Raw genomic sequence first — 19,063 nt, forward strand, 5'->3', positions numbered from 1 at the left:
TCGTCAGGCTCATAACCTGAAGGCCGCAGGTTCAAATCCTGCCCCCGCAACCAAACTCACAAACAATATGGCCCGCCACCAGGCGGGCTTTTTGCGTCTCTGGAAACAGCTATCGCTGGCGCGAAGACTTCATCTTCGCTGGCGATGGTAGCTCATCGTCCTGCGGACCATAACCTGAAGGCCGCAGGTTCAAATCCTGCCCCCGCAACCAGTTCCTGCATAATTCGCTCACAGCAGCGATATAAGCCCACACAAGCCCCGCCGAAAAGCAGCGGGGCTTTTTGTTTCATCGGACAGGGGTGCCCGCCTTCGCCAGCAGCAAGATTGGTGGGTTTCGCGTGCGGGAGCGGCCGGCCTAAATTAGTCCGCCGCCTGGATGAGGTCTCCCAATCAGTGGTCAATTCTCCCACTGCTGGTTAGAGATTGGTCGCAAAGCAGTGATCCAGCAGTCTCGCGATCAGTCGAGCTCGGCCGCCTGGGCCGTTGCGACGCCGACTTGCGCGAGGTCGACCCGGGCGACGACCGACATGCCGGGGACGAGCCTATCGGCGAGCGGCTGCTGCGGCTCGATAGCGATCCGCACCGGAATGCGCTGGGCGATCTTGGTGAAGTTGCCGGTCGCGTTGTCGGCCTTGACGACGGAGAATTCGGAGCCTGTGGCCGGGGCAAAACGCTCGATCCGGCCGACAAACTTCCGATGTCCGAGGGCATCCACCGTGAACGTCACCTCCTGCCCCGGCTGCATGCGTTCGAGCTGTGCTTCCTTGAAATTGGCGACGACCCAGACGCGGTTCGGAACGATCGATCCGATCTGGGTGCCGACGGAGACATACTGGCCGAGCCGGCCGCTGACCTCGCCGAGTGTGCCGTCCTGCGGCGCTACGATGCGGGTGTTGCCAAGGTCGATCTCGGCAAGCTTGACGGAGGCCTTTGCGCTCTCGACGCTGGCCTCGAGCGAGCGGCGCCCGACAACAATCGTATTCAGGTCCTGCTCCGCCACGCGTTCGGCGGCTTCGGCCTGATGGACAGCCGCCTGGGCCTGGTTGAAGGCGGCGCGATTCTTCTCCGCCTCGCTTTGAGTAGCGATGTTCTTTCCAAGCAGGTTCTCGGTCCGCTCGAAGGTGGTGCGGGCCACCTCCAGGGCTGCCATGGCACTCTCGACTGCCGCCTTCGCCGAGGCTATCTTGGCCTCTGCCGATTTACGGCTCTGTTCAGAATTGGAGAGTGACGCCTCGGCGGTTGCGAGCGCCGCCTTCGCCTGCTCCAGCTTTTGAGCGTAGATACGATCGTCGATCCTGGCGATGAGCTCGCCCTTTCTGACCTCCTGATAGTCCTGGACTGGCACCTCCACGAGGTAACCGGCAAGCTGTGGGCTCAGCAATGTCACCTGGCCGCGCACATAGGCATCGTTCGTGGTCTCGACCGAGCCGTGAAAGGGCGGGAGGTTCCAGACATAGAGGACGACAAGCACGCCGGCGATACCGACGGCGAGCGCGATGTAGGTGGCAATGGAGCGAAATATCCTGGTCATGGTCTTTCGTATTTGTTCATGCGCGTCCCCGGACTATCACGCGGCCGCGGCGGGTATCTGGTTCTTGTTTGGAAACAAACGGTCTAGATTGCGCCATGCAACATGGATGACGAGGCATGCGAGCGCGGCCAGCGCGAGGTAGCTGGTCAGCAGGAAAGAGTCGTTATAGGCGAGCGCATAGGCTTGCTGCTGCACCTGCTTCGAAAAGAGAGCGGTTCCCTGCACCGTCTGTTGATTGGTGTCGGCCAGCACCTTCCCATAGGCGCTGCCGAGCTGCTTCAGCCTAGCTGCGACAAGCGGATCGGTGGACGCCAGACGCTCGACGAGCCGAAGCGAGTGGGACTGCTCCCGCCACTGGATGAATGTGCCATGCAGCGCGCTGCCGAGATAGCCGCCGACCTTCTGCGTGGCGAGGAAAACGACGAGAAAAGAGAGGATATAGTTCGGCCCGCGTTTCAGCGCGGCGCCCATGCCGACAGCAAGCGCCGGCGGCAGGAAGAGACCGCTCGCCATGCCCATCAGCATCTGGCTCAGGTACATTTGCTCCGGCCGGGTCAGGATGGTGGAGCGGCTGTCCATCTGGCCGGCTATCGCGATAAGCGCCAATGCGAGCGCATGGATCCAAGGCTCGCGGCCCGGCTTCATGATCACCGCACAGAGCGTGCCTCCGAGAATCGCGCCGAGCAGCATCATGCCGTAGAGGCCGGCCATCTGCTCGTTCAGCATGCCGATGTTGCGCAGGAAGTTGACGGCCCCACTCGACTGTTCCGCCAATGCGATGCGGAATACCAGTAGTGCTGCGGTGAAATGCAGGATTTCGCGCGATGTCAGCCAGCGGATATCGACCAGATGGTTCTTGCGGTTCAGCTCGATCATCGTGAAGATCGCCAGCGCGACGATGCCGGCTACGATCATCCATCCGAGCCAGTCGACCTCGGTCCACCAGTAGAGCCGCCCGACGGTCAGCACCATGGCGAAGCAGCCGAGCCCGATCGCCAGGAAAATGTAGCTGATGACATCCAGCAGACTGAGGACCTTGGCGCGGGGTGGCGAGTTGAGCGGCAGAAGGTAGACGAGGCCGAGTGAGATCATCGCAACGCCCAGCTCGGCGATGTAGAGCGCGTGATAGTCGCCGAGGTCGAGCAGGCGGGGCGAAATCAGGCCGGTGACCGGTGTTGCAAGGGACGATGCCGTCAATGCGATGCAAAGTCCCACATTCATCTTCCTTGCGGGCGCCAGCGGCTCGAGAATGTAGAGGAAGCCGAGGGAGCTCATCGGCGCGGCCGCGACGCCGGCAAAGAAACGCAGGACGAGTGCGCTGCTATAGTCATCCACCCAGAAATGCGCGAGGCAGACCAGGACGTAAACGACGATCGCGACTTCGGCGAAGTTGCGCAGCCCGAACTGGGCACGCATCTTGAAGAGAATGAGCGTTAGGCTCGCATTGGGAAACAGAAACGCCGCAGTGAGCCACGTGGCTTCAACTTGCGTCAGTCCCATCGGGCCTGCGATCTGCTGCAGATTCGTCGATATGAAACTGGTGCCGAGACCTTGGGTCAACGTGATAAGTATGCCCGCCAGCACGTAAGCAGCGGCAAGAGGGAAGGGCTTCGGCATGAATGCAGGCGGAGCCACAGGCTTGGGCGGCCCAGGGATAGCCCCGGCCGCTCGGCTTTCGTCGGACTGTTCCTCGCCGTCAAGCGGCTCTTCCGGTAGCCGGGCAGTGGCCTCACGCGACGACATCAAGGTCCTCCAGTTTCGCGAGATTGGCGGAGAGGCGCTTGAAAAGCGCCAGTGCGACGTGGACCTCCTTCTGCGGGATTTTCTGGAAGACCTGCGCGCGCATCCGATCGGCGATCGATCGAACGAGTGCCGCCTGTTCCTCGCCACGGGGTGTGAGGACCAGGAGCTTGACGCGCCGATCCTGCGGATCCGAACGCCGTTCGACGAGGTGGTTCTCCTCCATCCGATCGAGTAGGCGTCCCATCGTCGCCTGTTCAACGTTCAATTCGTTCGCAAGCTCGGTCTGGGTGATGTTCTGCTTCTGGGCCAGGCGGAGGAGGGCGCGGGCACGGGGATAGGTCAGCCCATGTGCCGTGACCTGTTGATCGAAGACGGTGCGCAGCCGCCGGCTGAGGCGGGTGACCGCGTCCATGAGGTCCGATGTGAGAGGGTCCATATCAATCGTGAGCTTATTATTAGTATGCTAACGTTCTGTATAATACTTAGCATGCTAACCAGTTCGTTTCAAGGGGACTCATCTGTGCGGTTCTTGCCGATTTGCTTGCACGTTCATCGTCAGTGATTATTTCCCCGCGACATCCCTCTCCAATTTTTGACTTAGAGATAGGAATGCATCGGATAGCTAAATCGGCATCCTGTTGCTTTTCGGCGAATGTGCATGTTTTTTCGTCACAAGCGTCAACTGACATTCTCCTCCACGACATGGCCAATTGGCTGGCTCATGCGCTCGTTGAGCAAAATAAAAGGTCTATCCTTTCGATCAGGCCCCTCGATCTGGAGAACTCGCCAGATGGCTGCGGCGGCAAACAGGCCTGCCACCGTCGCCATATAGATGAAGATACCCTCTATGCCCGTCGCTCCCATGACCGAGGTGCCGATGATGGGACCCAGGAAGGAGGCGATGCCGTTGATTAGGATAAGCTGACCGCTGACAGCAACGGCCATGTCGGGTTCGATACGATCGTTGGCGTGAGCGACGCAGACGGGATAGATCGTGGTCATAAAGCCCCCCAGAACGAAAGTTAGCAGAAGCATCCAAGCCCGCGCGAGAGGGAGAAGAGCGAGACAAAACGCGACGACGCAGAGGCCGATGGCAACGCCTGCCGCCACGATACGGCGGTCCAGGCGGTCCGACAGTCTTCCCACTGGCACTTGGAACGCCAGCCCGTCCGAAGACGGCGGTCGCGATGTAAGACGATACCGCGCCGCCTTGCCGGCACGTTTGCGCACGGGCGGATGATGCCTTGTCAAGTGACTGTAAGCCTGCCTATATCCGTTACGCCTAAGGCGTGCGGTGTTCCGCGGTCCTGCTGCGGTGTCCTGCAGACTCAATGGACAATCGCCCGAAAAAGACGTCCCATGCGGGAACAAGCCGGTTGCCCAAAATCAGTGCGGAGAGGTTCAACGATGCCCGGCGACTTTGATAACGACCTTCTGGTCCTGCTCGCCGACGTCGCGCGCCATATACGCACTTACGCGGACTGCGAGGCGCAAAGTCTCGGCCTTACGCGGGCGCAATTGATCATACTCGCGCGACTGGAGGCACAGCCCGACATTTCGCAAAACGAGCTCGCGGCTGCCGCCGAGGTGACGGCTACGACGATCGCGCGCCTGATTGACCGTCTCGAGGAACTCGGCCTGGTCGAGCGGTCGCACGATCCAGCGGACCGGCGCATCTGGAGACTGCGCGTGACGCCGGCTGGCACATCGTTGATGCATGAGATCGGTGATTTGCGCGCGAGGCTGAACAGTGCCCTGACCGCAGGGATTTCCCCCACGGTATTGAAGGCAACGGTTAGCGGTCTGCGCCAGATGAAGGAAAATGTAAGCAAGTGCCTCACACGGGAAACATCGGCGTAACTAGCAGCAAGCGAATGTTCGATGCTATCGCAATCAAGCCCGTTGGAAGTTTGGATGATTTGCGGCTTTATCGCCCTCTATCGTAGCGTATTCCAAACGTTTCGGGTCGAACCTGGTTTTCTGGTCGGTTGTTCGCTGGTTTCTCGCCGAGAACAATAAGGTAAGGTGAGACCCGACGCCGCCGCGCTGCCAAGGCATCCCAGCGTTAGTTTGCAATTGCCTATGCGGCAAAGTTCTCGCGGATCAAGCCGATTCATTGGCCGATCCGATACTTCTGAACGATGAGGAATCGAGGGCACTGTGTAAATGCGCTTCATCGGCGGGCGCAATACGCTACCCATTTGCCAACCACCGAGGTGCGCTGACGACGGGCCGGATTGCTCGAAAACGTGCAACCAGCTTTCGGCGCAATCGTCCTCCTCTGAACCTCCACGCGGGTCGATCAAAGCCGCTACTATTCGGGCGAAGTGGTTTGGACAACCGGCTTTGCCCATACCCTACGGCTTCATGTCAAGCAGCCTCACGACATGCTGCCAAGGATCCACCGGACAATGAAGCCGCTAAAAGATCAATGAGTTGAGGCCACGGCTGGAGTGGCAGAGACGGGCGATCGAAAGTGAAAAAGCGTCTCGGAGTTAATTAATAAGCATACTACCATTTTGCTTGGTTAACATCGTCCTGCTTGATATCTCGATAGGGCGATTGTCGCACAACCGGAGAGCATCGCCGGCCTCACCCCAAGATCTGGCAATTTAGGTGAGGGGGTCTGCGGTCTGATCCACATTTCGAAAGGACAAATTTATGCGTATTTTGATCATTGCGGTTTCGCTGGCCGCAGTAGCCGCACCAGCCAGCGCCCTCTCACGTTATCAATCTCCCAGGATGACCTGCGCTCATATCCAGGAGCGCATCCAAACTGAAGGCGCCATTATCCTCCGCTATCCCTCGCCATCTGACCCGTCGCAAACCCGTTATGACCGTTACGTCCGCAACTCTCAGTTCTGTGGCCCTGACGAAGAGCTGTCATCGACGTTTATTCCTGCCTCTGACACGAAGTCGTGCAAGGTCCAAGTGTGCGAGCCCCCCCGATACTGATGCCCTGGCGCGAGGAGGCGCGGGGCTTTTGCCATTCGTGCCGTCAGAACGAGTTGACGATCTTCCCGCCCTGCCGCATCTGCTGCACCATGATGTGCGCATGGTAATGCATGGCGCATTTGATGGCGTAGATCTGCAGGATGATCGGTGAGCGGCGGCGCCAGAGCGAGTTCCATAGGCGCTTGCGATAGACGTTTCGCAGATCGGTCTCCTTCACGCGCCCCATCAGCCTTGTAAAGATGCCGAAGGCCTCGATCGTCCAGGCGAGATTCAGGGCCAGCAGGCGCAGCGGATGGCGGCGCAGATATCGGAGCCGTGTCCGCTCCGGCTGTATGCCGGCATCGAGGTAGAGCGCGTCCAGCCGGTCGAAATAGGCGTCCGGCTGGTGAAGATCGCTGAGCACGGAGAGATAGCCGTCACGCAGGGTTTCGCGGCTGAAATTTAGCGGGATGACGTTGGTGCCGTAAGCTGGTGGATCGTCGCGGTCGAGCCGCCCCTCATTCTCCAGCCGTGCATAGAGCGGCGTCTTGGGAATGGCGGCGAGCATGCCGATCATGGCACTGACGATGCGCGCATCCTTGATGAAGACGCGCTGAGCGTCGAAGATCGTCTCATCGTCGCTGTCAAAGCCGAGGATCATGCCGCACCACACCTCCATGCCGGTCTGCTGGATGGCATGGATCTTCTCCAGCATCGTCCCGCCCTTGCGCAGGTTCTGCAGCTTCTTGGTTTCGCGCAGAGCCGCCTCGTTCGGCGTCTCGACGCCGATGAAAACGATGCGGACATTCGCGTCGACCATCATCTGCATCAATTCGGCATCGTCGGCGAGATCGATCGACGCCTCCGTCAGGAAGGTCATCGGATAGTGCTGCCGCTCCTGCCAGGCGATCACATCGCGCAGCACCTGCTTGATCGCCTTCTTGTTACCGATGAGGTTGTCGTCGACGATGAAGGCCGTGTCCATGCCAACAGCGAGCAGAGCCTCCATTTCTGCGGTGATCTGCGCGCTGGTCTTGATGCGCGGCTTTCGCCCGAAGACGACGATGATGTCGCAGAATTCGCAGGTGAACGGACAGCCGCGCGAGAATTGGATACTGCCGACGGCGTAATCATCCATCTTCAGGAGATCGAAACGCGGCACCGGCACCGTGCTCATGTCAGTCTTGTCTTTCTGCTCGTAGCGGCTGCCATGCCGGCCCTGCCTCCATTCGAGCAGGAATTGCGGCCAGGTCTCCTCTGCCTCGCCGATGAAGGTGACGTCGGCCAGCCCTTCGAAATAGCCCTCGTTGACGGTCACCCACGGCCCCCCGACAACGATGAAGCAATTGCGCTGACGAAGCTCGGCGATGATCTCCTTCATCCGGAAGCGCTGCACGATCATGCCGGTGATCCCGACAATGTCGGCCTGTGCGCAGAGATCGTAGTCGATCGGCTCGACGTTTTCGTCGATCAGTGTGACCTTGTGCTCGGCTGGGGTCAGCGCCGCCAGCAGCGGCAGGCAGGCGACCGGCAGGTTCGCCTTCACGTCGAACAGCGGCAAGGCGTGTTCCATGCCCCAGTAGGAGGTTTCGAACCGCGGATTGATGATGATGATATGGGCCATTATGATCGCAACTCCTGGACTTCGACAGATGGACTTCGAAGATTGAGGCCGATGCGGCGTCGAAAAATCCTTGGCGTCAGGAGTGGCTCGGTATCGGGTCCCGCGACGTCACGCGGAACGGAAGCCACATCATCCGCAGCACCGCCCCGGCGCAATGTTAGCAGCTGTAAATGAGCCGAGGATGAAATTTGGTTCTGTCGCAAACTTTGCGTCAAGAGCCGAGCCGGCGCGCGTTCTCGAAAGGGGAATGGACGACTACCTTTATCCGGAAGCCAGGATCGACGATCGCATCGGCGGCGGGCACCCGGAGGGTCTCTTCGAGGCATTGGCAAACCTCTATCGCCGCTTCGGATTTGTCATCAACGGACGGCGAGGCCTGTCCCTGGCCGCTATCGGAGATCTCGTCTTCCCCGGAGTCGATGCCGGACTGGAAGGCGTGTGCTGGGTCGGCGGACGCCGGCGGCGTATGGGTCGACTACAGCTAAGCCAGCCTTCGGGCCGCCGTTTCTCGCCGGAGAGGCGGCTAGGCGACATGAATATTATACGGGTGATATTGACGGCATAATTTCACCCGGGTATTAAGTCCCCTCAAACCGTATGGGGCCGATATCATGTCCGACTATCTCTCTAAGCCTTGCACCGCCTTTGAAGGCCACCGGCTCCTGTTGTCCGGTCCTTTGGTCGAAGTGGCGCTCGCCGTCAAAACGGCGAGCGAACAGGGCTCGACAAGCACGTTTCTTGTCTTCGACGATGCGACGGGCCGGGTGATCGACCTGGATCTGCGCGGCTCGAAGGCTGACATCGTCGAGAGGCTATCGCAGCCTCCTCAGAGATTTGCCGGACGTTACGCACCTCGTCAGAGCTCTCCGCTGCCTGTGGAAGAAGAGGCGTCACAGCCGAGAGGAAGAGGGCGGCCGAAATTGGGTGTGGTTGCCCGTGAAGTGACTTTGCTTCCGAGGCAATGGGAGTGGCTTGCTGCCCAGCCGGGCGGTGCATCCGCCGTTCTGAGAAGGTTGGTGGATGAAGCCAGACGAAACGGAGGGCCGTTGCAGAAGCGGCGGGCGGCGCAAGAGGCGGCCTATCGCTTCATGCTCACAATGGCGGGAGATCTGGCTGGCTATGAAGAGGCGACGCGTGCCTTGTTCGCCGATGATCGTCCCAGGCTGGAGCAGCAGATTTCGGGGTGGCCCGAGGACATCCGGGCTCATGTCATTCGACTTGCCTTCGATCGGACCGAGACCTGAAGTAGACCCATGTTCATTACGCTGGAAGCGAACGGTATTACTCTGAGCTGCGAAAGCTTTGGTGATGGCGACGCCGAGACGATCCTTCTGATCGCCGGGCTCGGGACGCAAATGATCCGCTGGCCGGTTCCATTTTGCGAAAATCTGGCGGCGAGGGGGTATCGTGTGATCCGCTTCGATAATCGCGATGCGGGTTGTTCGACGCATTTCACGGACCATCCCGTACCGGATTTCCGCGCATTGGCTGCCGCGCTCGCAGCCGGAAAGCGGCCGGACGTGCCGTACACGCTCCACGATATGGCAGCTGATGCTGTCGGTTTGCTCGATGCCCTTTCGATTGAGAAGGCGCATTTCGTCGGAAGGTCAATGGGCGGCATGATCGCGCAATTGGCCGCGAGCGAGTATCCGGGACGCGTTCTGTCGCTGACATCGATCATGTCCAGCACGGGCAACCCGGATCTCCCCTCTGCCGCGCCGGATGTGATGGCCATGCTGACCAGACGCGGCCCAGATCCTTTCGAGGATGAAGCTGGATTTCTCGAACACAGCCTTGCTTTTGCGCGACGGATCGCAAGTCCTGGCTATCCGTTTGACGAGGAAGTTCATCGCGCTCTGATTTTGGAAGAAACCAAGCGTGCCTATGATCCAACCGGCTTCGGGCGGCAGATCGCTGCGATTGCGGCCACGGGCGATCTTCGGTCCCGGCTGACTGGAATCGCAGTTCCAACGCTGGTCGTGCACGGGGCAGACGATCCGCTGATTCCCCCTGCCTGTGGTAAGGATACGGCCTCTTCGATCCCGGGTGCAGACTTCATGCTCATTGATGGAATGGGCCATGATCTGCCATCTGCGTTGTATCACACGGTGGTCGGCGGAATTATAAGGACAGCGCATCGAGCCTCCGCAATGAGTATCCTGCAGTAGGTTCCGAGGCAGGCGCGATCTCGATCCGACTGCTTTTCTCGGCTGTTGCTCGACGGGGGTTCCATGACCGTGGTGCGACCATTCGTTGCGGGCGGCTTGCCACAAGGCCGCTCCAATTACACTTCACTTCGGTTGCGCAATACCCGTTGGCGAAACGAGATCGGCCATGCGCATACTGCTTGTCGAAGACGATAATATCCTCGGATCCTCCCTCAAGAGAGCTTTGGAGAAGCATGCCTATGGCGTCGATTGGATGCGCGACGGCGAGTCCGGCCTTGCTGCCGCTCAATATTCGCAATTCGCAGGCATCATTCTCGATATCAACCTGCCTCAGCTCAATGGCATGGAGGTATTGAGAGGCATCCGGCAGAGGGGCAATTCCGTGCCCATCCTCTTGCTGACTGCGCTCGATGCCGTACGGCGGAAGGTCGAGGGGCTTGATGAGGGCGCCGACGACTACATGGTCAAGCCCTTCGATCTCGACGAATTGCTTGCCCGTTTGCGGGCGCTGATCCGCCGCCGGGATGGGCGGACCGAGAGCCTCATTCGATGCGGCGACATCGAAATCGATCCGTCGGCCATGGTCGTGCGCAAGGGGAGTGCGCAGGTTCATACCACGGCTAAGGAGTTCCATATGCTCAAGCTGTTGATGGAGCGCAGTGGCCGATATGTGACCAAGAACGATATCGAATATGCGCTTTACGACGCCAATAGCACCGTCGAGAGCAATGCGATCGAGGTGACGATCTATAATCTGCGCAAGAAATTCGGTTCGGAGTTCATCAAGTCGATCCGCGGCGTTGGTTACATGATCGAGCGATGAATAATTCCACGCTCACCCGCAAGCTCTTTTTCAGGATCGCACCGGTGGTGGTGGTGACGATCGTGGTGATCGCCGCCTTCGCGTTCCACAGCGCAACGCGCGAGATCAACAACATCTATGATGCCTCGCTTATCGACGACGCGAATGTTTTATGGCGATTGCTGGGCCATACGCTGGAGAAGTCACCCGATCGCGCCCCAAAGCAGATCGATGACATCGACTTCGCCATGGATAATCAACTGATCTTCAATCAAGACGCCGACGACTATGCGGATGCCCACATGTTCCGTGCCTGGATGGACGGCAAGATCGCCGTTTATAGCAGCACGGCATTTCCGGCAACGGTGCCGCAGCAGAAGGTGGGGCTGACCACCATCTCCTATCTTGGTGAGGACTGGCGTGTCTATTCGCTCCCGATTCCGAACACGACAATCGTCATGGAGGTCGGAGAGAAGATCGCTCTTCGGGAAACGCTGGTTTCCAACATCCTGCTCAACCTTTTCTTTCCGCTGCTCGTGCTTGTGCCGGTCATCGGTTTTCTGATCTGGATCGGGATCGGCAGCGGCTTGAGAACGATCCACGGGCTAGTAAGCCAGATCCGCACCCGGTCGCCCGACGATCTCTCCGCCATTCCGGTCAAAGACTTGCCACGGGATCTTTTGCCGCTCGGGCGCTCGATCAATCAGCTTCTCGATAAACTCAGTCGCTCGCTGACCCTTGAGCGGCGTTTTTCCGATCTGGCGGCGCATCAGTTGCGCACCCCGCAAGCCAGCGTGAAGCTCTTGCTGCAGATGCTCTGCAACAGCGACAACGAGCAGGAACGGCGAACGATAATTGCCGACCTCGTGGCTAGCAACGACCGCGCCACGCATCTTATAGAGCAACTGCTGCGTCTCGCCAGGGTCAGTCACCAACCCCTCAACCCGGCGCCCGTGTCGCTCTACCACATGGCGGCATCGGTGCTGGCTGAGTTCGGCAACATTATCAACAGTCGCAAGCTGGATGTTTCGCTGGAAGGCGATGAAACGGCGCAAGTCAAGACGGATGAATCGCTGCTGCATATGATGATCAGCAACGTGTTGGACAATGCCATCAAATACACGCCTGCTGACGGCAGGATCGAGGTCGCCATTAAGCCTGAAACCGGATTCTGGCGGATATCGATCAGCGATAGCGGACCTGGCATTCCAATTGACGAGCGAGAGGCGGTTTTCCAGCGGTTTTACCGGCTCGATACGCTGCACACTGAAGGTGCGGGGCTTGGCCTTGCGATTGTCGCCGATACCGCGGACCGGCTTGCAGTGAAGGTCAAGCTTTCGACGCCGCGTTGGGGCAATGGCCTTCGGGTCGACCTGCGATTGCCCAAAGCCTGAAGCAATTCCGGCAAAGGTGCCAAGCGGTTTTGCGTTCGGAGGTGAAGCCGAATTGGGAAACTCCCCTATCTAACCTTACCCACCGGAGCGAACGGTCTGCGGCCTACAGGTCTCCACAGTTGCGTTGGAGGCGGTGTGCAGCTATTATGGTACACCATAATATACATACCAGAGTCCAAGGTCGACATCCGTTGGCGGATCAAAATGAGGTGAGATGATGAGCGCTGTCTTGCGGGAGACCGCCATACGAGTGGAGCGTCCAGCCAAGACGTTGAGGGAGTTGGCGCTCGAAAAAGTCCGGGATGCAATTGTAGACGGCTATTTCAAGCCGGGGGAACGTCTCGTCGAGCGTGATCTCTGCACGCAATTGGGCGTGAGCCGCACGATCGTGCGTGAAGTGCTGCGGCATCTCGAATCCGAGGGGCTGGTCGCGAACTTGCCGAACAAGGGACCGATCGTTGCGCTTCTGGATCTGAATGAGGCAAAGCAGATTTATGAAATCCGTGGCTCCCTGGAAGGAATGGCTGCACGGCTTTGCGCGGAGCGGGGCGATCCGGCCATTGCCGAGGCACTTGAAGTGTCGTTGAGGGGCATTCGCGAAAGTTATGCCGCGAAGGACATGCCGGGTGTTCTCAACCAGACCTCCGCTTTTTACCAGACATTGTTCACCAAGGTCGATCGACACGTCGCCTGGGGTGTCGTGAACCTGCTGACCGTCCGGATTAACCATCTGCGTTCCATGACGATCAAGACCAAGAATCGTGACGTCGAAGGACCCGCGCAGATGGAAAAGATCGTGGAAGCGATAAGAAAGGGCGATGGCGAAGCGGCTTATAGGGCTGCCCTTGACCATGTCGCTCGTGCCGCTGCCATCGCCGAGTCGGTGCTCGCCGCTCAGCGGACGGAGGAATGACGAATTTGCGGTAACGAGGCATTAGAATTACTGCCTCCGCGCGCGACAACGTCGTCAACCTCAGGCTCCTGACTCATTCAGCCGTCTGAGAGGCCCGATGCTGCTTGCGACGAACTCGACCTAGCTCGTCAAGTTCCATGATACGCCTGCTCGTCACGCCGATATATTCATCTGTCGAGCGGCGTCCCTTTTGGTCTTGGACCATGACAGTAAGTCGCCCACCATGCGAATCCGGCGTGTAGCGCGCTTTTAGCTCGCGGAATGCATCAGCTCTAATTCCATGTCGTTGACACAGTTCGTCCAGAGCTCTTGCATAAAGAGAGATCGCTTTGGCTAATGAGTCCGAGGGCTGAGCGCCGGACGAAGTTCCAGCGATGAAATCGACCAGAATGTAACCCTCGGAATTTTTGGCAGCCTCACCAAACACATCCATCCCGTAAATGCCGATCATCAAACCAACCCCGCTCGCGAGCGAGGCCGCGATGTTGTGGCCGATGGATTTCAATTCGCCAAACTTCATTCTAGCAGCTTAGCCGTAACGGGCTCGTTGGCAAGGTAGCTCCCTACCTCCGGGCTGATCCCACGCAGTCAATTCTTTTTATCGAATATAATCCGACACTTGTCCGTGCTTCGGCATCAGCCTCGCAGGTTTGCTTGACATGCCAATATTATGGTATACCATAAGACGTAATAGCACATAGGAAGGATGTCCGATGCCCATTCAGATCCGCAAGACGCTGCTTCAGATCGAAACGACCCTGATCGAGGGAGGCAAAGCCGCCCCGCGGCCGTTGAGGCTGTTTTCGGCGCTGGCGGTGGTGAAAAATCCGTGGGCGGGGCGGGGCTTCGTGGACGATCTCAAGCCGGAGATTTACGCGGCAGCGCCCGTGCTTGGCGAGCTTCTGACCAAGATGATCATCGATGCCGTTGGCTCGGGCGAGGCTGTTGAAGGTTATGGCAAGGCTGCGGTCGTCGGGCTTGACGGCGAGATCGAGCATGCATCGGCGCTCATCCACACGCTGCGCTTCGGCAATCATTATCGCCAGGCAGTCGGCGCCAAATCATACCTTGCCTTCTGCAACACGCGCGGCCCGGCCAACGCCCCCGTCATGATCCCGCTGATGGACAAGAACGACGAAGGGCGCCGTTCGCATTACCTGACAATCCAGACCGCGATCCCTGACGCGCCGGCAGCCGATGAGATCGTCGTGGCGCTTGGCGCGTCGATTGGCGGACGCCCCCATCACCGTATCGGCGACCGTTATCAGGACCTGAAGGACCTCGGCCAGGACGTCGCCAATCCGGCCGGCGTCTAAGCGGCGGCGGAGACTTAGATGCAGGCGACCGTATCAAGCACGTCCAAGGAAGGCATTGCTCAGTTCCCGCGCAGGACAACTGCGCACGGAGCAGCCTACTTCGAAGCCGGTGAGGGCGAGACCTTGATCCTCATTCACGGCGTCGGCATGCGCCTCGAGGCTTGGGCGCCGCAGATCGAGCACTTCGCAAAAACCAACCGGGTTGTCGCGGTGGATATGCCCGGTCATGGCGGGAGCGAAAAAATTGCGGCAGGTAGCACGGTGCAGGATTTCGTTGCGTGGTTCGGCCGCTTTCTGGACGACATGGGCGTCGCATCTGCGAATGTCGCCGGGCATTCGATGGGCGCACTCATTTCCGGTGGCGCGGCAGCAAGCTTTGCCGAACGAGTCAGGCGTGTCGCTTATCTCAACGGCGTCTATCGCCGCGATGCCGCGGCCAAGGCAGCAGTATTGGCGCGCGCGGCCGCCATCCGGACAAGCGGCATAGATACGACCGGACCGTTGCAGCGATGGTTCGGCGACGATCCGCAGAGCCAGCGGGCACGGGAACTGACCCGCGCATGGCTGCAAGCGGTCGATCCGGAAGGCTACGCAATCGCCTATACGGCCTTCGCGGGCGGCGATGAAGTCTACGCCGATTGCTGGCCCAGCGTCACTTGTCCCGCTCTTTTTCTCACGGGGTCGGGGGACCCAAACTCGACGCCGGAAATGGCCGAGCAGATGGCATCCCTGGCGCCGAACGGATGGGCTCGTATCGTCGATGGTCACAGGCACATGGTCAATCTGACCGCGCCGGAGACCGTCAATGCGCTGATGGCCGAATGGCTGACCTGCAGGGAGGAACCGATATGACCATGGGAGTTTTCGATCCGAGAGCCTTGCGCGACGCTTTTGGCGCATTTGCGACCGGGGTGACCGTGGTAACGGCGAACGATGCGGTAGGCAAGCCGATCGGCTTCACGGCCAATTCTTTCACCTCGGTCTCGTTGGACCCGCCGTTGCTGCTCGTCTGTCTTGCCAAAACCTCGCGCAATTATGCGACGATGACTGGAGCCGAGCGCTTTGCTGTCAACGTATTGTCCGAAACGCAAAAGGACGTCTCCAACACATTCGCCCGGCCCGTGGAGGATCGTTTCGCTGCCGTCGATTGGAGGAAAGGGCCGGGTGGCTGCCCAGTATTTTCGCAGGTGGCGGCCTGGTTCGAGTGCGCGATGCAGGACCTCATCGAGGCTGGCGACCATGTCATTATGGTCGGGCGCGTAACCGCCTTCGAAAACAGCGGCCTGAATGGCCTGGGTTATGCCCGCGGCGGTTATTTCACGCCCAGGCTGGCGGGCAAGGCCGTGTCTGCTGCCGTCGAGGGCGAAATTCGGCTCGGCGCAGTTCTCGAACAGCAGGGCTCGGTGTTCCTGCTGGGCGATGAAACGCTGTCGCTCCCTGGCTGCACCGTGGAAGGCGGCGATCCCGCCAGGACGCTCACGGCGCATCTCGAGCAATTGACCGGGCTCAACGTCACCATCGGCTTTCTCTATTCGGTCTACGAAGACAAGAGCGATGGCCGGCAACACATCGTCTATCACGCGCTCGCCAGCGATGGCGCCCCGCGAGAAGGCCGGTTCCTGAGACCGGCGGACGTTGCCGGGGCCAAGTTCAGCAGTACAGCGACCGCCGATATCATCAATCGTTTTGTGCTCGAAAGTTCCATCGGCAATTTCGGCATGTATTTCGGCGATGAGACCGGCGGCACGGTCCATCCGATCGCGAAAAAGGACGCAAACACATGAAGTTCTCACTCTTCGTTCACATGGAGCGTCTGGATGCCTCGCAGGACCACAAGACGCTTTACGAGGAATTCGTCACGCTCTGCGAAATTGCCGACAAAGGCGGCATGCATGCAATCTGGACCGGCGAACACCATGGAATGGAATTCACCATTGCGCCGAACCCCTTTGTGACGATTGCCGATCTTGCCCGCCGCACCAAGACCGCGCGGCTTGGAACCGGCACGGTGATCGCCCCGTTTTGGCATCCGATCAAGCTCGCGGGCGAAGCCGCCATGACGGATCTCATCTGCGATGGCCGCCTCGATATCGGGATTGCCCGCGGCGCCTATTCCTTCGAATACGAACGGCTGTTGCCGGGCCTTGACGCCTGGGGTGCCGGACAGCGCATGCGCGAGCTCATTCCGGCAGTGAAGGGGATCTGGGCGGGCGACTACGCCCATGATGGCGAGTTCTTCAAATTTCCGGCCACGACCTCGGCGCCGAAGCCGCTCCAGGACCCCCATCCTCCGATATGGGTTGCCGCCCGTGATCCCAACTCGCACGAATTTGCAGTTGCGAACGGCTGCAACGTGCAGGTGACGCCGCTCTGGCAGGACGACGAAGAGGTCCGAACCTTGATGAAGCGGTTCAACGATGCCTGCGCCAAAAATCCGCAGGTCGAGCGACCCAAGATCATGCTGCTGCGCCACACCTATGTCGGCTCGGACGAGGCGGACATCGCGCAGGCAGCCCATGAGATGAGCGTCTACTACAATTACTTCTTCGCCTGGTTCAAGAATGAAAAGCCGATCAGGCAAGGCCTCATCGAGCGGATTCCGGAAGAGGAAATTGCCGCCAACGCGATGCTCTCAGGCGAGGCAATGCGGCGTAACAACGTCGTCGGTGCCGCGGACGAGGTTATCGCTCGCCTCAAGAGCTATGAGGCGATGGGGTATGATGAATATTCCTTCTGGATCGATACGGGCATGACCTTCGAGCGCAAGAAGGCTTCGCTCGAGCGCTTCATTGCCGAGGTCATGCCGGCATTTGCGGAGTAGGGCACATGCAGCGCTTTCAATGCTACATCAACGGTGAATTTATAGATGGCGAAGCCCGGTTCGAAAGCATCGATCCTGCCACCGGGCTTGCCTGGGCGGAGATGCCGGAGGCACGGGAAGCGGACGTCGACCGCGCCGTCAAGGCTGCGCGCAATGCCCTTCATGACGGACCGTGGCCCAAGCTTTCCGCCACGCAGAAAGGCAAGCTTCTCTACAGGCTTGCCGATCTCGTTGCCGAGAATGCCGGCAAACTTGCCGAACTGGAGACCCGGGACACGGGCAAGATCATCCGCGAAACCTCGGCGCAGATCGCCTATGTTGCCGATTACTACCGTTATTACGCCGGGATCGCCGACAAGATCGAGGGTTCGTATCTCCCGATCGACAAGCCGGACATGGACGTCTGGCTACGCCGCGAACCGATCGGCGTCGTGGCCATGGTCGTGCCCTGGAACAGCCAGCTTTTCCTGTCGGCCGTGAAGATCGGGCCGGCGCTTGCGGCCGGCTGCAGCATGGTGGTGAAGGCCTCGGAAGACGGGCCGGCGCCACTTCTCGAATTCGCTCGGCTCGTACATGAAGCAGGCTTTCCCGCCGGTGTCGTCAATATCATCACGGGCTTCGGCCCGTCCTGCGGGGCGGCCCTCAGCCGTCATCCGCAGGTGGACCATATCGCCTTTACCGGCGGGCCGGAGACCGCGCGCCACATCGTGCGCAATTCGGCGGAGAACCTCGCCTCGACCTCGCTGGAACTCGGCGGCAAGTCGCCTTTCATCGTCTTTGCCGACGCCGACCTTGAAAGCGCCGCCAATGCACAAGTTGCCGGGATCTTTGCCGCGACCGGCCAGAGCTGTGTCGCAGGCTCGCGACTGATCATCGAAAAAAGCGTCAAGGACCGCTTCCTGCAAATCCTTAAGGCAAAGGCGGAGGCGATCCGGATCGGAAGCCCTCTCGAGATGTCGACGGAGGTCGGCCCGCTCGCAACACTGCGCCAGCGCGACCATGTCGAAGCCCTGGTCGCGGGCTCACTGGCCGCTGGCGCGAAACTGGTGACCGGCGGCACTGCGCCTGAAGGAACCGGCTTCTATTATCGGCCGACCATTCTCGATTGCGACGCCAGCGCATCGCCGTCCCTCGAGAACGAATTCTTCGGTCCGGTCCTTTCGGTCCTGTCTTTCGAGACGGAGGCCGAAGCCCTTCGTCTCGCCAATGACACGCGCTATGGCCTCGCGGCCGGGGTCTTCACCCAGAACCTCACCCGGGCACACCGCCTGATGAAGGGGATCCGCGCCGGGATCGTCTGGGTCAATACCTACCGGGCGGTTTCCCCGATCGCGCCATTCGGCGGTTTCGGGCTTTCGGGCCACGGACGCGAGGGCGGTATGGAGGCCGCACTCGACTACACACGGACCAAGACCGTCTGGCTCAGGACCTCGGATGATCCCATCCCCGATCCATTCATCATGCGGTGACGGCGATGTTCTACGAGATCCGCACCTATCGACTGAAGAACGGCGCGATCCCCGCCTACCTGGAGGTGGTGGAGGAAGAGGGGATCGCCATCCAGAAGAAGCATCTGGGCGAACTTGTCGCCTACTTCTACTCCGAGATCGGGCCGATCAACGAGATCGTCCACATCTGGGGCTATAGGAGCCTCGACGATCGCGAGGAGCGGCGGGCAGCCCTGATGGACGACCCTGACTGGCGAGCGTTCCTCCCCAAGATACGCGATCTCATCGAAGTCGCCGAAAACAAGATCATGAAAGCTGCCCGCTTTTCGCCGACCGGCGGCGGTGCGCCATAGGACAATCAACCAAGCA

General features: G+C 59.7%; 18 protein-coding genes and 1 pseudogene. 13 read left to right on the forward strand and 6 right to left on the reverse strand.

The annotated features are described in order from the left end of the window. Positions 1-457: 457 nt before the first annotated feature. The 4 genes from AAE029_RS34385 to AAE029_RS34400 form a co-directional block, all read right to left on the reverse strand. Positions 458-1,531 (reverse strand): HlyD family secretion protein, encoded by a 1,074-nt coding sequence (locus AAE029_RS34385; protein WP_371077423.1) that lies wholly within the window; start codon positions 1,529-1,531, stop codon positions 458-460. A 36-nt stretch (positions 1,532-1,567) separates the two neighbouring features. Further along, entirely contained in the window at positions 1,568-3,274 is a 1,707-nt protein-coding gene (locus tag AAE029_RS34390; RefSeq protein ID WP_371077424.1) for an MFS transporter, read from the reverse strand. Then, entirely contained in the window at positions 3,261-3,710 is a 450-nt protein-coding gene (locus tag AAE029_RS34395; RefSeq protein WP_371077425.1) for a MarR family winged helix-turn-helix transcriptional regulator, read from the reverse strand. The genes AAE029_RS34390 and AAE029_RS34395 overlap by 14 nt, the downstream gene beginning before the upstream one ends. 242 nt (positions 3,711-3,952) lie before the next feature. Continuing rightward, positions 3,953-4,504, reverse strand: a complete 552-nt coding sequence (locus AAE029_RS34400; protein WP_371077426.1) for an MFS transporter — start codon at positions 4,502-4,504, stop codon at positions 3,953-3,955. A 177-nt stretch (positions 4,505-4,681) separates the two neighbouring features. Between AAE029_RS34400 and AAE029_RS34405 the strand changes: the two genes are divergently transcribed. Beyond that, on the forward strand, positions 4,682-5,134 hold the full coding sequence (locus AAE029_RS34405) for a MarR family winged helix-turn-helix transcriptional regulator (RefSeq protein ID WP_371077427.1): 453 nt from the start codon (positions 4,682-4,684) through the stop codon (positions 5,132-5,134). 1,138 nt (positions 5,135-6,272) lie between these two features. On the opposite strand, the gene AAE029_RS34410 is transcribed toward AAE029_RS34405, so the two are convergent. Beyond that, a complete protein-coding gene (locus AAE029_RS34410; protein ID WP_371077428.1) occupies positions 6,273-7,832 on the reverse strand; it encodes a DUF4070 domain-containing protein in 1,560 nt (519 codons plus the stop codon). Positions 7,833-8,049: 217 nt separating this feature from the next. Between AAE029_RS34410 and AAE029_RS34415 the strand changes: the two are divergent. The 6 genes and pseudogenes from AAE029_RS34415 to AAE029_RS34440 form a co-directional block, all read left to right on the forward strand. Continuing rightward, positions 8,050-8,317 (forward strand): annotated as a pseudogene (locus AAE029_RS34415) (gfo/Idh/MocA family oxidoreductase); the annotation flags it as partial. Between the two features lie 126 nt (positions 8,318-8,443). Then, on the forward strand, positions 8,444-9,076 hold the full coding sequence (locus AAE029_RS34420; protein WP_371077429.1) for a DUF2239 family protein: 633 nt from the start codon (positions 8,444-8,446) through the stop codon (positions 9,074-9,076). 9 nt (positions 9,077-9,085) lie between these two features. Continuing rightward, complete coding sequence (locus AAE029_RS34425) at positions 9,086-10,000, forward strand: alpha/beta fold hydrolase (RefSeq protein WP_371077430.1); 915 nt, start codon at positions 9,086-9,088, stop codon at positions 9,998-10,000. 166 nt (positions 10,001-10,166) lie between these two features. Further along, complete coding sequence (locus AAE029_RS34430) at positions 10,167-10,823, forward strand: response regulator (protein WP_371077431.1); 657 nt, start codon at positions 10,167-10,169, stop codon at positions 10,821-10,823. Next, positions 10,820-12,196: a sensor histidine kinase gene (locus tag AAE029_RS34435; protein WP_371077432.1), complete on the forward strand. Its 1,377-nt coding sequence runs from the start codon at positions 10,820-10,822 to the stop codon at positions 12,194-12,196. Before AAE029_RS34430 ends, AAE029_RS34435 begins: the two co-directional genes overlap by 4 nt. Before the next feature lie 217 nt (positions 12,197-12,413). Next, positions 12,414-13,109 carry a GntR family transcriptional regulator gene (locus tag AAE029_RS34440; protein WP_371077461.1) on the forward strand — a complete coding sequence of 232 codons (696 nt, stop codon included), beginning with the start codon at positions 12,414-12,416 and terminating at the stop codon, positions 13,107-13,109. Between the two features lie 73 nt (positions 13,110-13,182). Here AAE029_RS34440 and AAE029_RS34445 read toward each other — a convergent pair whose 3' ends face one another. Continuing rightward, positions 13,183-13,629: a hypothetical protein gene (locus AAE029_RS34445; RefSeq protein WP_371077433.1), complete on the reverse strand. Its 447-nt coding sequence runs from the start codon at positions 13,627-13,629 to the stop codon at positions 13,183-13,185. 193 nt (positions 13,630-13,822) lie between these two features. Here AAE029_RS34445 and AAE029_RS34450 point away from each other — a divergent pair, with 193 nt between their 5' ends. From AAE029_RS34450 to AAE029_RS34475, 6 genes are read left to right on the forward strand one after another with little or no spacing between them, the layout of a single operon-like run. Beyond that, the gene (locus AAE029_RS34450; protein ID WP_371077434.1) at positions 13,823-14,425 is read left to right on the forward strand and encodes an amino acid synthesis family protein; all 603 of its coding nucleotides are present in this window, start codon (positions 13,823-13,825) and stop codon (positions 14,423-14,425) included. A gap of 18 nt (positions 14,426-14,443) precedes the next feature. After that, positions 14,444-15,277: an alpha/beta fold hydrolase gene (locus AAE029_RS34455; RefSeq protein ID WP_371077435.1), complete on the forward strand. Its 834-nt coding sequence runs from the start codon at positions 14,444-14,446 to the stop codon at positions 15,275-15,277. Further along, positions 15,274-16,209 carry a flavin reductase family protein gene (locus AAE029_RS34460; RefSeq protein ID WP_371077436.1) on the forward strand — a complete coding sequence of 312 codons (936 nt, stop codon included), beginning with the start codon at positions 15,274-15,276 and terminating at the stop codon, positions 16,207-16,209. Before AAE029_RS34455 ends, AAE029_RS34460 begins: the two co-directional genes overlap by 4 nt. Continuing rightward, positions 16,206-17,246, forward strand: coding sequence for an LLM class flavin-dependent oxidoreductase (locus AAE029_RS34465; protein ID WP_371077437.1), 1,041 nt, complete (start codon positions 16,206-16,208; stop codon positions 17,244-17,246). Before AAE029_RS34460 ends, AAE029_RS34465 begins: the two co-directional genes overlap by 4 nt. A 5-nt stretch (positions 17,247-17,251) precedes the next feature. Continuing rightward, on the forward strand, positions 17,252-18,715 hold the full coding sequence (locus AAE029_RS34470) for an aldehyde dehydrogenase (RefSeq protein ID WP_371077438.1): 1,464 nt from the start codon (positions 17,252-17,254) through the stop codon (positions 18,713-18,715). Between the two features lie 5 nt (positions 18,716-18,720). Further along, positions 18,721-19,047 (forward strand): NIPSNAP family protein, encoded by a 327-nt coding sequence (locus AAE029_RS34475; RefSeq protein ID WP_371077439.1) that lies wholly within the window; start codon positions 18,721-18,723, stop codon positions 19,045-19,047. Positions 19,048-19,063: the final 16 nt, after the last annotated feature.

Source organism: Sinorhizobium sp. CB7 (assembly GCF_041357635.1).
Classification (GTDB): Bacteria; Pseudomonadota; Alphaproteobacteria; order Rhizobiales; family Rhizobiaceae; genus Rhizobium.

Bases quoted from the DNA above. Each gene is read 5' to 3' on its own strand.
- AAE029_RS34385 (WP_371077423.1), bottom strand. From the start codon at position 1,531: ATGACCAGGATATTTCGCTCCATTGCCACCTACATCGCGCTCGCCGTC.
- AAE029_RS34390 (WP_371077424.1), bottom strand. From the start codon at position 3,274: ATGTCGTCGCGTGAGGCCACTGCCCGGCTACCGGAAGAGCCGCTTGAC.
- AAE029_RS34395 (WP_371077425.1), bottom strand. From the start codon at position 3,710: ATGGACCCTCTCACATCGGACCTCATGGACGCGGTCACCCGCCTCAGC.
- AAE029_RS34405 (WP_371077427.1), top strand. From the start codon at position 4,682: ATGCCCGGCGACTTTGATAACGACCTTCTGGTCCTGCTCGCCGACGTC.
- AAE029_RS34410 (WP_371077428.1), bottom strand. From the start codon at position 7,832: ATGGCCCATATCATCATCATCAATCCGCGGTTCGAAACCTCCTACTGG.
- AAE029_RS34420 (WP_371077429.1), top strand. From the start codon at position 8,444: ATGTCCGACTATCTCTCTAAGCCTTGCACCGCCTTTGAAGGCCACCGG.
- AAE029_RS34425 (WP_371077430.1), top strand. From the start codon at position 9,086: ATGTTCATTACGCTGGAAGCGAACGGTATTACTCTGAGCTGCGAAAGC.
- AAE029_RS34430 (WP_371077431.1), top strand. From the start codon at position 10,167: ATGCGCATACTGCTTGTCGAAGACGATAATATCCTCGGATCCTCCCTC.
- AAE029_RS34435 (WP_371077432.1), top strand. From the start codon at position 10,820: ATGAATAATTCCACGCTCACCCGCAAGCTCTTTTTCAGGATCGCACCG.
- AAE029_RS34440 (WP_371077461.1), top strand. From the start codon at position 12,414: ATGAGCGCTGTCTTGCGGGAGACCGCCATACGAGTGGAGCGTCCAGCC.
- AAE029_RS34445 (WP_371077433.1), bottom strand. From the start codon at position 13,629: ATGAAGTTTGGCGAATTGAAATCCATCGGCCACAACATCGCGGCCTCG.
- AAE029_RS34450 (WP_371077434.1), top strand. From the start codon at position 13,823: ATGCCCATTCAGATCCGCAAGACGCTGCTTCAGATCGAAACGACCCTG.
- AAE029_RS34455 (WP_371077435.1), top strand. From the start codon at position 14,444: ATGCAGGCGACCGTATCAAGCACGTCCAAGGAAGGCATTGCTCAGTTC.
- AAE029_RS34460 (WP_371077436.1), top strand. From the start codon at position 15,274: ATGACCATGGGAGTTTTCGATCCGAGAGCCTTGCGCGACGCTTTTGGC.
- AAE029_RS34465 (WP_371077437.1), top strand. From the start codon at position 16,206: ATGAAGTTCTCACTCTTCGTTCACATGGAGCGTCTGGATGCCTCGCAG.
- AAE029_RS34470 (WP_371077438.1), top strand. From the start codon at position 17,252: ATGCAGCGCTTTCAATGCTACATCAACGGTGAATTTATAGATGGCGAA.
- AAE029_RS34475 (WP_371077439.1), top strand. From the start codon at position 18,721: ATGTTCTACGAGATCCGCACCTATCGACTGAAGAACGGCGCGATCCCC.